The organism is Streptomyces sp. NPDC052036, assembly GCF_040680495.1.
GTDB lineage: Bacteria > Actinomycetota > Actinomycetes > Streptomycetales > Streptomycetaceae > Streptomyces.
This window is the reverse complement of the sequence record NZ_JBFAWW010000006.1, coordinates 160,741-172,369: the sequence shown is the minus strand read 5'-3', so window position 1 is coordinate 172,369 and position 11,629 is coordinate 160,741. Positions and strand designations below refer to the sequence as shown.

9 protein-coding genes and 1 tRNA gene are annotated in these 11,629 nt (G+C 68.4%); 3 read left to right on the top strand and 7 right to left on the bottom strand.

Annotated features, from left to right (window positions below):
* Nucleotides 1-51: 51 nt before the first annotated feature.
* The gene (locus AB0L95_RS12010; RefSeq protein WP_365160799.1) at nucleotides 52-945 is read right to left on the bottom strand and encodes a phosphorothioated DNA-binding restriction endonuclease; all 894 of its coding nucleotides are present in this window, start codon (nucleotides 943-945) and stop codon (nucleotides 52-54) included.
* Between the two features lie 31 nt (nucleotides 946-976).
* Entirely contained in the window at nucleotides 977-2,353 is a 1,377-nt protein-coding gene (locus AB0L95_RS12005) for a DUF4041 domain-containing protein (protein WP_365160797.1), read from the bottom strand.
* A gap of 716 nt (nucleotides 2,354-3,069) precedes the next feature.
* Here AB0L95_RS12005 and AB0L95_RS12000 point away from each other — a divergent pair.
* Entirely contained in the window at nucleotides 3,070-3,912 is an 843-nt protein-coding gene (locus AB0L95_RS12000) for a PE-PGRS family protein (RefSeq protein ID WP_365160794.1), read from the top strand.
* Here AB0L95_RS12000 and AB0L95_RS11995 read toward each other — a convergent pair.
* The 4 genes from AB0L95_RS11995 to AB0L95_RS11980 form a co-directional block, all read right to left on the bottom strand.
* Complete coding sequence (locus AB0L95_RS11995; protein WP_365160791.1) at nucleotides 3,842-5,479, bottom strand: PE-PGRS family protein; 1,638 nt, start codon at nucleotides 5,477-5,479, stop codon at nucleotides 3,842-3,844. The genes AB0L95_RS12000 and AB0L95_RS11995 overlap by 71 nt on opposite strands.
* Nucleotides 5,480-5,697: 218 nt before the next feature.
* Nucleotides 5,698-5,771: transfer RNA gene (locus AB0L95_RS11990), tRNA-Pro, on the bottom strand.
* A 48-nt stretch (nucleotides 5,772-5,819) separates the two neighbouring features.
* On the bottom strand, nucleotides 5,820-6,590 hold the full coding sequence (locus AB0L95_RS11985) for a Pr6Pr family membrane protein (protein ID WP_365160788.1): 771 nt from the start codon (nucleotides 6,588-6,590) through the stop codon (nucleotides 5,820-5,822).
* Between the two features lie 128 nt (nucleotides 6,591-6,718).
* Nucleotides 6,719-7,645 carry a metallophosphoesterase gene (locus tag AB0L95_RS11980; RefSeq protein WP_365160786.1) on the bottom strand — a complete coding sequence of 309 codons (927 nt, stop codon included), beginning with the start codon at nucleotides 7,643-7,645 and terminating at the stop codon, nucleotides 6,719-6,721.
* 149 nt (nucleotides 7,646-7,794) lie between these two features.
* Between AB0L95_RS11980 and AB0L95_RS11975 the strand changes: the two genes are divergently transcribed.
* Nucleotides 7,795-8,262 (top strand): GatB/YqeY domain-containing protein, encoded by a 468-nt coding sequence (locus AB0L95_RS11975; protein ID WP_365160783.1) that lies wholly within the window; start codon nucleotides 7,795-7,797, stop codon nucleotides 8,260-8,262.
* A gap of 141 nt (nucleotides 8,263-8,403) precedes the next feature.
* Here the strand turns inward: AB0L95_RS11975 and AB0L95_RS11970 are convergent, their stop codons facing one another.
* The gene (locus AB0L95_RS11970; protein WP_365160780.1) at nucleotides 8,404-10,731 is read right to left on the bottom strand and encodes a transglycosylase domain-containing protein; all 2,328 of its coding nucleotides are present in this window, start codon (nucleotides 10,729-10,731) and stop codon (nucleotides 8,404-8,406) included.
* Nucleotides 10,732-11,140: 409 nt separating this feature from the next.
* On the opposite strand from AB0L95_RS11970, the gene wblA reads away from it, so the two are divergent.
* A complete protein-coding gene (gene wblA, locus AB0L95_RS11965) occupies nucleotides 11,141-11,479 on the top strand; it encodes a transcriptional regulator WblA (protein ID WP_365161015.1) in 339 nt (112 codons plus the stop codon).
* Nucleotides 11,480-11,629 lie beyond the last annotated feature (150 nt).

Sequence of the window (11,629 nt, the reverse complement as noted above, 5' to 3'; positions counted from 1 at the left end):
CAGCGATGCTTGGTGCGCCCAGTCCCTTGGTATCCGGCATTGGACACCGGGTCAGGCGGCGGTCGGGCGTGGGCTGCCGTGGAAGACCTGGCTCGTGTGCCAGGAGCGGTGGGCTGCCGCGATGGGTGGGGTGCCAGGTTGAGGGCCTATGAGCGGACGGCCTGCGAGTGCTGTGACGTGCTCGCGGGCGGCGGGGCTGCGGCCGACGAAGCTCTGCGAGACCAGGATGTGGTGGCCGTCGCCTATGCCGAGCACGCCTTTGTCGAAGAGCTTGTGGTGCAGCGAGCACAGGCACAGCCCGTTGTCGACCTCGTCCGGGCCGTCGAACGCCCACCAGCGCACATGCGCGGCCTCCAGCCCGACGGGCGTCGCGCCGATCATGCCGTCGTAGCCGCAGAAGGCGCACTGGTACTCGTAAGCAGTCAGAACCATCTCCCGCATCCGCCGGTCTCGCTGCCGCCTCTCGGGCGTTGCCAGCGCGGTTGTCTCCGCCAGCTCCAGTTCCAGGCCCACCGTCTCGCACAGGTCCTGGTGCAACGACGGCGGGAAGTGCAGGTCCAGCAGCACCCTTGCCATACGGCCCAGCAGCGACGGTTCCCGCCGCAGCGCCAGCCGCAGGTCCGGGGCCAGCCGCCCCGTGGCCCCACTGGCCCGCAGCTCCCGTACCCCCGTGCCAGGGCTGCCGGCGCCGCGATCGGTCCGTACCTCCCACACCTCGTCGCTGACCAGATGGTGGAAGGGATAGGCGGGCGTAGTCCCACGCGCCGGGCCGTACTCCGCCAGCAGTTGCTTCAGGTCGGCCTCCACCGCGGTGTATCGCAGCTCGTCCTCGGCATCAGCCTGAAACCGGCCCAGCGCGTACAGCAGCAACAACGGCTTGTGCGGCGCCCGCACTCCGTCCCGACTCCACTGCCTCAGGTTCGCGGCACGCTCCAGCCAATCCATGACCGTGATCGTAGTAATGCTTCGCCGCACATCACGCTGTCCGGGTGGCAACTCCTCCTGCGCCTGCGGCGGGCGCACCGGCTTCGCCGCCCGTGCGCCTGCCGGCCCGCCATTCCAGCGCCTGGGGTTCCTCGGTGAACTCGATCAGGTGCTGTCCGGCGAACCGTTGCAGTGCGTCGCGTACCTCCGCCGGGGTGGCGTAGAAGAACTCCTTGCGGCTGTTGACCTGGTTGACCCGCTTCGAGGCGAACTGGCGGTGGAGTTCCGTCTCCAGGCCGACCGCGTCCTTGCTGAAGATCAGCGCGTGCACGTCGAAGCGGAAGGGTACGGCTGCGCCGCTCAACTCGTAGACGCGCTCCAGAGGTTCGAGCCGACGCGTCATGCCGATCTTCACCATGCGATCGCCGAAGGCGCCGATGTTCGAGATGACGTACACATAGCCGGCGCGGATGTTCGCCGCGCGGGATTCGACGTCCTGCAGAGCGTTCTCGATCTCGGCCAGTTTGGCCTCCATCTCCGCCACACCGGCCTCGTCACCGCGCTCGCGCAGGCGGTCGAGTGCCGACTGGTAGTGGCCGAGTTCCTTGTTCAGCTTCTCGCGCTGCCGGTCGAGTTCCCGCTGGACCGCCGCCTCCTCACGCTCCCGGGCGCGTACCTCGCGCTGGGCCTCCTTCTCCTCGTCCTTCTTCTGCAGGAAGTCGGCGGTGAGTTCCAGCTCCCGTACCCGCGCGTTGTGGTACTCGTCGGTGATCCGGATGTGCATGGTGGCGCCGAGCCGGGCGATCGTTTCGCGGCTCTTGTACAGCCGGTCGACGAGGGAGCTCAGCCGGTGCGGCCGCATGGACCGCACGGCGTAGTCGGCTTCGGCGTTGTAGGCACGCAGCATGAGCTTGGAGAAGTCGCGGACCATCTTCTGGCCCTCGCGTTTGGAGCCGTTGACCGTCCAGTCCGTGGCCGCCTGGACGGCGCGGCCCGCGCGGGCGAGTGACTTGATCTCGTTCTGCAGTGTGTCGAGCCGGCTGCGGTAGGCGATCGCGTCGTGCAGCGCATGCCGGTAGGCATAGATCCCGGCCTCCTGCAGCATGGCGGTCTCGTCGGCGTTGACGATCCGGCCCTGCAGTTCGGCAAGCCGTCGCTCGGCGTCGAAGACGTCCTTGCGGTGCCGGTCGGCCTCCTTGCGGACCCGCTCGGTCTCCTTCGCCGTCCGACGCGCGTCGCCGAGAATCTCCTTCGCCGTCTCGCGCGCGTCCTTGAGGATCCCCTCGGCCTCCTCGGCGGCTTCGGCGGACGTCCGCTCACGCAGTGCTGCGGCCTCCGCCTCGACCTGCCGCACAAGACCGGCGACCCGCGTGGCATCCAGCCCCTGTGTCCTCGCGATCCACGCCCGCAGCTCCTCGGCCTCGGACACCGCATCCGAACGCCGGCGCCCGAACAGCCCTCCCTTCCGAGGAGCCGGCACCGCGGTCGTGCTCCCGGCAGCGGCCGTGGCCGGCATCGCAGAGGCTCCCGTGGCAGGGCCCACAGCGAGGGCGTCGGTGGTGGAGTCGGCCTCAGGAACCCACAGCTGCCATCCCGCCGGCATCGGGGGCCACAAGGGGTCGGGCCGCCACTCCGGCGGCGGCATCCATCCCGCGGGTGGCACAGGCCAACCCGGCGGCGGATTGAAACGGTAAGTAGTCATTCCCCACCCCCTCGCCCCTGAGGCTCCCCAGCACACAGAGTGCCGGATATTCCCGGCAAACGTAGAGTGACATTTTCTTGGTGATCAGCCACTTGATCACCCGCATATTCCAGCTCGTAACCATCCTGTGACTATGTGTGAGGGTCTCTCCGGGGGAGGGACACGACTTCCAGGTGGAACGCGACGAAGTCCCCGGCTGGGCGAACTAGCTGACGAGCCAATGAGTCTCGTACGTGGAGGGAGCGTCGTCCGGTGAGAAACGCTACGAGGGACAGCGCGGATGGCCGGACGTGCTGCTGTGCCTCCTTGCACTTGCTGCCGGGCGAAGACATCTCGCGCCGTGCATCGCAGGGCTGCGGCGTCAACTTGGTGATGAGGAGTCGGTGCCGGTAGTTATGGCAAACGCCCAGTGACGGGTCCAACAGACCTGGCTCAATAGGCACATGGAGATTGGCGAGCACTGGGCCTACCGCGCGAGGCCGAAGGAGCTGGGCGGCGCGGTTCGCCAGGTGGAGGTCGTTCGCGTGGGCGGCCCTGGCAGGTCTGGCTGGGTCCACGTGCGGTTTCTCGAAGGCGATGCCGCCGGCCTGCAGGAGTGGGTCAGTTCCGGCTCCCTCGTAGCGCCGTGGGCGGATGTCGATACGTTCCGCGCGGACGACGCGGCTGAGTTGGCGCTGGTGGAGTCCTCGCGCCACGTCCGGGGTAGTACGGAATTCGAGGCCGCCCGCATGATCCTCGGATTCGTTCGCCCAAAGAACAGGTTGCGACTGCGCCGAACGGTGGCGGACGCAGGCGTTCTGGAGCTGAGCCGCCTCGACGAGACTGCACCGCTCATCGGCATGGACGCCGTCGAACTACGCGGGGACACCATGGTGTTCGAGAACCATCGCGGAATGTGCCTGGCCGGGTGGCCGGTCACCGAGCGCATCGCCCGCCACGTGGCCGGACGCCTCGCCGACGAGATCCTTCCGGAGGTGGACCGCAAGCAGCAGGACATCGAGCAGGAGCGTTCCCGGCCCTCCTGGTACTCCTACAGCCGGCGTGACGAGCGCAAGTTGGACGCGGAGGCGGCAGTCCTTCGCACCGTCCGAGCGTGGTGCGGCCAGGACAAGGCTGACCGCTACGACGAGTTGGTTGCGCTGCGCGCCGAGGTCATCCGGCTCGGGGAGTTGGTCGAGAAGGCGGTCAAGGCCCTACGCGACCGCGGCCATGGCGTCATCGCCTCCACCATTGAGCGCGACCTGGGCGTCCATATCTCCAGCCTTGATCCTGACGTGCGTCGATGAGACCGCGCCACGGATCTGGCTCCGCCCTAGGTGGTGCCGGCTGAGCAGGAGGCTTCGTCTCCTGCTCCGGCCGGTGTGGGTGCCAGCCGTCGAGGAACGGCCGCAGTTGATCTCCCGTCGGCTCCGCATGAAAGTTGAGAGAAGCCAAGCCCTTGTTGCTAAGGGTGGGGTCGAGCCGGTCGGCCTCCGCCTTCCCCCAAGCCGACCACTCTCGCAGCCTCTTGGCTTCGAGGGCGTCTTTCGACGCCGCGGCGGCTTCATCCAGAGCGGCACAGAACATTCGGATCTCCCCTGCGGCCTGCCACTGCTCAAGGGCCGTGCCGAAGCGCTCGGCCCGTACCGCGTGAACCGCCTTGACCGAAGCCACGCTGACGGCGGCCTCCCACTCCCGCCGCTCCCGCTCCTCTCGCTCCGCTTCCAGCCGCCGGCGCTCGGCCTCCTGACGCTCCCGCTCCTCTCGCAGCCGCTGTTGCTCCGCCTCACGTTCCAGCCGAGCCCGTTCCTGTTCCTCCGCACGGGCCTTCAGCGCCCTCAGGACTGAACCGATCTGGTCCTCCAGCGGCTTCTTGGCGGTGTCGGCCCACTCCTTCTTCCAGCCGTAGCTGTAGCCCGATTGCTGGCTGACCAGCAGCTCCAGCTCGCCGGACGGCTCGAACTTCTGGGCTGGGGTGACACGTTGCCAGTCGTATGTACGGCGGCCTGGCTGCTTAGGAACGTACCGGACCGGCTTCTGCCGTTCGCGGAAGCTGACCTCGTACGTCCTGCCGTGGACGGTGAGCAGCGGCCTCGGCTGTCTGCGCTTCTTCGACACCGCGATCTCGCCGTGGCGTGCGAGGGCTTCCTCGGCGAGGAGCCGGAGCAGCGAGAGCACCCGGGGGAGGACCTCCTCCGAGATCTCGAAGGCGCTGTGGTCCGCGCTGACTGCGGCGATCACGTCCTCGACATCGGTGATCACACGGCTGCGCGCCAGCCGGATACGGTTCCACTCGGTTTCGTCCTCGCCGGTCACCCGGAGCAGGCCGAGGAAGAAGTCCCCCTTCGCCCGCCCGCTGTACTTCAGGCTGTATCCCTCGGGGGCACACTGCCGCGCCGCGTCGAACGCCCTGCGGTAACGGGCCCGCTCCTCGTCGCTGGGGTTCGGGATCCGGAGGAACCGCCCAGCCTGCTGTACCTCCGCGATCAAGGCGGCTCCGACTTCCGCCGGCGACGGCTGGGGGGCCTTGGGGGCGCGCTTCGACGCCGGCTTCGTTGCGGACGGGGCTGCGTCTTGCTTCTGTGGCGGAGGGGTCGGTCGTGCCGGTTGGTCGGAATCTGTTGACCGCTGCTTGCGCTGAGCTGGTTCCGGCCGGTCCGGGTGATGGCCGTGTTCCAGGTAGAAGCGTCCCGCGTCGGTGATATCCGCCTGCCATTTCCCATCCTGCTTGGGCATGGTGATCAGACACCGCTCCTTCAGCGCGCGAGCGGTGAGAGCGAACTCGGGGCTGTCCGACGTGACGGGGTCGGCTCCATCCCCGATGCGGGTGAGGAGTGCGAGCTGCCGGTCATTTAACGGAGACCATCGGTGCATGTCGATCGTCGTACCGTCTGTTGTCTCCTCGGCACAAGCCGTGGGGAGGACTCCTGCGGAGCGCACGGCGTACTCGGAGGCGGAACACCTCTCGCTGGGAGCCGCCGGGGAGCCGCTCCCCGAAGTCGGCTCCCAAATGGCTCCCAAAACGGGGCCGCAAAGCAAATCAGGCCCGGTACTGATCTCTCAGTACCGGGCCTGACCTGGTGCTTCGGCTGTCGGGGTGGCGGGATTTGAACCCACGACCTCTTCGTCCCGAACGAAGCGCGCTGCCAAGCTGCGCTACACCCCGATGTCGCTGCTTGTCGCGGCGACGACGTTTACTTTAGCCCACTGGGGGCTAGAGACGAAATCCGGTTTTCGAGCGGCGGCGGGTGGGGTCTGGGCGGATGTGGTCGAGGGCGACCATGAGGAGGGCCAGGGCGACGAACCCGAGGCCGATCAGGAGCGCGTTGGCGAGGACGCTCCGGTAGCCGAGGCGGCCGGCGTCCAGGAACGGGTAGAGGTAGCGATCCGGCGCGCTCGGTGGGAGCCGTTCCCCGCGGATCAGGGAGAAGGCCAGGTAGGCCATGGGATACAGCAGCCACTTCCTTGCGTCCCGCACCCTCAGTGGGGCCGGGCTCGTCAGGAGCAGCCAGTCGAGCAGTGCCGCGATCGGGATCAGTGTGTGCAGGGTCTGGCTGGTCACTGCCTGCCAGAGGGGGTGGATGCCGGGCCGGCCGGTCAAGGAGAAGGGGCCTGGTTCGTTCACCAGGAGCACGTGGTAGACGAGGCCCGCGATCAGGGCGTAGAACACCGCCCCGCCGGTCACCAGTGCGGGCAGGGGGCGCTCGGCCGTCCGGGCTCGCCAGGCCGACAGGGTGAGGACGAGTGCGAGCAGTATGTCGACCTGGATGGTGAAGTAGCCCAGCACCCGCCCCGGGCTGCCGAGGCGCAGGTCCACGGCCACCGCGGCGGCCGCGGTCAGGGCCACCAGCAGCCGGTAGACGCCCACCTTCGGGCGGTGCACGGGGATCACCACGGCGGTGGCGGGGACGGCGGACGGCATCACCGTCTGCACGCCCGGCACCGCGGGGAGCTCCGGGATGTCCTTGGGGATCGGCCCGATCATGTCCTCACGCTAAGCAGACCGGGCAGAACGGGCGATGTGGGTGGTCCGGGCGGGTTACGGGGGAGGAGGCGCAGCCTGTCGTGTGTGCGGCGGCGGCTTCGCTCGCTCTGACTGTCGGCGTCCCTTTCTCAGGCCCTTGCCACCAGGGTGAGCAGCGTCGCCTCCGGGGGGCAGGCGAACCGTACCGGGGTGTAGCGGTTCGTTCCGCAGCCTGCCGACACGTGCAGATATGAGGTGAGGTCCTCCGCCGTGTGCCGGGACAGGCCCTTCACCCGGTCCGTGTCCAGGTCGCAGTTGGTGACCAGGGCGCCGTAGAAGGGGATGCACAGCTGGCCGCCGTGGGTGTGGCCCGCGAGGATCAGCGGGTAGCCGTCGGCCGTGAACGCGTCCAGGGTGCGCAGATACGGCGCGTGCACCACGCCCATGGAGAAGTCGGCCGAGGCGGAGGGGCCACCTGCCACCCGCGCGTAGCGGTCGCGCTTGATGTGCGGGTCGTCCAGGCCTGTCAGCTCGATCTCCAGGCCGTCCACCTTCAGCGTCCCCCGCGTGTTCGTCAGGTTCAGCCAGCCCGCCGCGTCGAAGCCGTCCCGCAGGTCCTCCCAGGGGTTGTGGATGGCTCCGACCACGGGCGGATTGCCGTTCAGACCGTGGCTTCCCCTGGTCTTCTCCACCAAGTAGCGGGCGGGGTTGCGGAGTCTGGGGCCGTAGTAGTCGTTCGACCCGAAGACGTACGCCCCAGGGAACTCCATCAGCGGGCCCAGCGCGTCCAGCACCTCCGGCACACCCTGGGGGTCGGAGAGGTTGTCCCCGGTGTTGATCACGAAGTCGGGGCGCAGTCCGGCCAGCGAGCGCAGCCAGCGCTGCTTCTTGCGCTGTCCGCTCACCATGTGGATGTCGGAGACCTGGAGCACCCGCAGCGGACGGGTCCCCGGCGGCAGCACCGGGACCGTCACCCGGCGCAGCCGGAAGGAACGGGCCTCGAAGCCGGCCGAGTACAGCAGTCCGGCGGCGGCCACCGCCGTGATTCCCAGGGGCACTCCGTATAGCGCGCGCATACGACCATCGTGTCAGAACCACGGCACGCCACGCGCCCGGCTGTGGACAACCACGGAACGCCGCGGAGTACCGCAGAACAGCGCAGAACACTCTCGCGCCCCCGGAAATCATGGGCGGGCGCCCGGTCACACCTGCGACAATCGGAGCCATGACCACGCTCAAGTCGAAGCTGCACGAAGACCTCAACGCCGCGATCAAGGAGCGCGACGAGCTCCGCTCCTCGACGCTCCGGCTGACGCTCGCCGCGATCACCAAGGAAGAGGTCGCGGGCAAGGAGAAGCGCGAGCTCTCCGACGATGAGGTCACCAAGGTGATCACCCGCGAGGCGAAGAAGCGCCGTGAGGCCGCCGACGCCTTCGCGCAGGGCGGGCGCGCCGAGCAGGCCGAGCGGGAGAAGGCGGAGGGCGAGGTGCTCGCCGAGTACCTGCCCAAGCAGCTGTCCGACGACGAGCTGCGGCAGATCGTCGCCCAGGCCGTGGAGGAGGCGAAGGCGGCGGGCGCCGAGGGTCCGCGTGCCATGGGCCAGGTCATGAAGATCGTGAACCCGAAGGTCGCCGGCCAGGCGGAGGGCGGACGCGTCGCCGCCCTGGTCAAGCAGCTCCTCGCAGGGAGCTGACCGGGCCGCCCCTCGCCCCGGCGCGGGTACGACAGCGGGGGCGCTCCTGAGTCGAGGGGCGCCCCCTTCGTCGTAGGAGGAGCGCCCCTGTCGGCGTAGGGGGAGTGCCCCCGTCGGCGCGTCGTGGGTGGGGGAGCGGGGCTAGCCCTGTCCGCCGTTGCTGTGTCCGTTCCTTCCGTTCCCGGTGCCCTGGATCCAGCCCTGCGGGATGGAGAAGGAGGGCGTCGGGAAGGAGCCGCCGCCGTTGGGCGCCCCGTTGGTGGCCCCGTTGGTTCCTCCGCGGGTCCCTCCGTCCAGCCCGCCGATCAGCCCGCCGATCAGGCCGCCCGTGTCCTGCCCGCCGTTGTCGTTCCCGTTGCGGTCGCCGTTGCCGGGCTGGTCGCCCTGGTCCTGGTCGTGGTTGCCGTCGGGGATGTCGATGAGGTTGAAGTCCTCGACCGGCTTGCCCGCCAGCGCGCCCGTCATCATGTCGCGCCAGATCGGACCCGGGACCTGGCCTCCGTAGACCTTGTCGTAGGGGACGCCGCCGATGGTGATGTGGGTCATCTGCCGCTTGTGCGCCGGGTCGCCGACCCAGACCGCGCCCGCCATGTTCGGCGTGTAGCCGACGAACCAGGCCGCGTAGCGGAAGTCCGTCGTACCGGTCTTGCCGGCGCTGGGGCGGCTGCCGAGGCCGGCCTGCGTACCCGTGCCGTCCTCGACCACGCCCTTGAGGATCGTGTTGATCGTGTCCGCGGTGGTCTGCGACATCGCACGCGAGCATGTCGACTTCGGGACGGTCAGTGACTTCTTCTCGTTGCCGACGGTCTGTGTGATCGACTCGATGGCGACCGGCGTGCAGTACGTGCCGCGGTCGGCGAACGTCGCGTACGCGCTCGCCATCGTCAGCGGCGACATCTCCTGGGTGCCCAGGGCGATCGACGGGGCCTGGTCGATCTTCAGCCCGTCGGCCCGGTTCACGCCCATCTTCTTGGCCATGTCTATCACCGGGCAGATACCGATGTCGCTGATCAGCTGCACGTAGTAGGTGTTGACCGACTTGGCGGTCGCCTCCTTCATGCCGTACGGGCCGTGCTCGGACTCGTTCTCGTTCGTGAGCGTGGCGTTCTCCGTGTTCACCCACTGCTTGCCGTTGCAGGCCGCCACGGGGCTCGGGTAGTCCATCTCGTACGGCGAGGGGTACTCCTGGCTCGCCGGCATGCCGCCCTCGATGGCGGCCGCGGCGACGATCGGCTTGAACGTCGAACCGGGCTGGTAGCCCGCGCCGCCGCCCATGGCCTTGTCCACCGAGAGGTTGATCTGCGTCTCGTTCTTTCCGAAGCCGTACGGACGGGACTGGCCCATCGCGAGGATTCTGCCGGTGCCGGGCTCGACGACGGTTGCGGCCGTGGCCACCTCGTCACTCTTGTTGACGTGTTCCTTGACCGACTTCTGCAGCGAGTCCTGGGCCTGCGGGTCCAGTGTCGTACGGATCGTCAGGCCGCCGCGGTTCCAGATCTTCGCCCGGTCGGCCGTGGTCGCGCCGAACACCGGGTTGTTCAGGAACACCTCGCGGACGTAGTCACAGAAGAAGCCCGCGCCCTTGACCGCAGTGATGCAGCCGTTCTTCGGCTCGCTCACGTTCAGCCCGAGGGGGGTCTTCTTGGCCTTGTCGGCCTCGGCCTGGGAGATGTCGTGCACTTCGGCCATGCGCTGCAGCACCACGTTGCGCCGCTTCTTGGCCTCCGCCTCGTCGTTCACCGGGTCGTACCGGGTGGGGGACTGGACGAGGCCCGCGAGGAGCGCGGCCTCCGGGAGGCTGAGGTCCTTGGCGTGCTTGGAGAAGTAGCGCTCGGAGGCCGCCTCCACGCCGTAGGCCTGCTGGCCGAAGAACGTGATGTTCAGGTAGTTCTCGAGGATCTTCTTCTTGCCGAGCTTCTCCTCGATCTGGATCGCGTACTTCAGCTCGCGGACCTTGCGGCCGAGGGTCTGCTGGGTGGCCTGGGCGACCTTCGTCGGGTCGTCGCCGGCCTCCTCCACGAAGTAGTTCTTCACCAGCTGCTGCGTGAGCGTGGAGGCGCCCTGGGCCACCCCGCCGTTCTGCGCGTTCTGGTTCAGCGCGCGCAGGACGCCCTTCAGGTCGATCGCGCCGTGCTGGTAGAACCGCGAGTCCTCGATCGCGACGATCGCCTTCTGCATGTACGGCGAGATGTCCTTGAGGTCCACCACCGTGCGGTCACGGGAGTAGACCGTGGCGATCTGGCCGCCCTGGCTGTCCAGAATCGTGGTGCGCTGACTCAGCTGCGGGCTCTTCAGGTTGGACGGGATGTCGTCGAATCCCTGGACCGACCCCTTGGCCGCGAGGCCCAGCGCGCCCGCCGCGGGCAGCGCGATGCCGGCCATCACCGCCCCCGCGAGCACACTCACTCCGAGGAACTTGGCGGCCTGCTGCACGGGGGACACTCCCCCGCCCGAGCGCTTCTTTGGCATGAGGGCAGCCTACGTTCTGATTCGCCGGACACGCGTCTAGGCCTTGGCCTAAGCTGCTCTCAACTGTCACAGCAGCAGGGCCACGTATCAAGTACGGCCGGCGACCCCGAATCGTTCCGGTGTTCCCCCAATTTTTTTGCTGGGTGCGTGTCCGAATTCGCCTCGTGTGTCATCGGGCGCCCGTTGTGACGCAACTGAACTGTGCCGGTTTGACCTGGAAGTCGCGTATGTCGCCAGCTCACTCCCCCGGGTGATCTGCCGTTTACCCATAGTCCGTTCGGACCATTCAAGATTGGGCCCGCTGGGGGTGTTGCGCTGTGCCCACCTTCCGTAACGTCCTCAACTGGCGGCGGTGAATATGCCGCTGCCGCCGTGGGGGAGCCTCGATTCGGGAGAGGACGGCGCCGGTATGGGCTGGGTAACCGACTGGAGTGCGCAGGCGGCCTGCCGCACTACCGATCCGGATGAACTGTTCGTTCAAGGAGCAGCGCAGAACAGGGCCAAGGCAGTGTGCACCGGGTGCCCGGTACGCACGGAGTGCCTGGCCGACGCGCTGGACAACCGCGTCGAATTCGGCGTGTGGGGTGGGATGACGGAGCGGGAGCGCCGCGCACTGCTGCGCAGGCGGCCGACCGTCACCTCGTGGCGTCGCCTGCTGGAGACCGCTCGTACGGAGTACGAGCGTGGAGCGGGTCTGTTGCCTCTCGATGAGGAAGAGGCGTACGAGAACTACGCGGCGGTGGGCTGAAGGCGGTCCGCGGAGGGCGGTCCGCCGAGGGGCGTGACTGCCGGCCGACGACTGCCTGAGGGGTTGTCGGCCGTCTGAGGGAGCGTTCAGCCTCCTGAGGGGGCGGTCAGCCGCCCGAGGAGTTGTCGGCCGTCGGGACGGGTGGTTCGC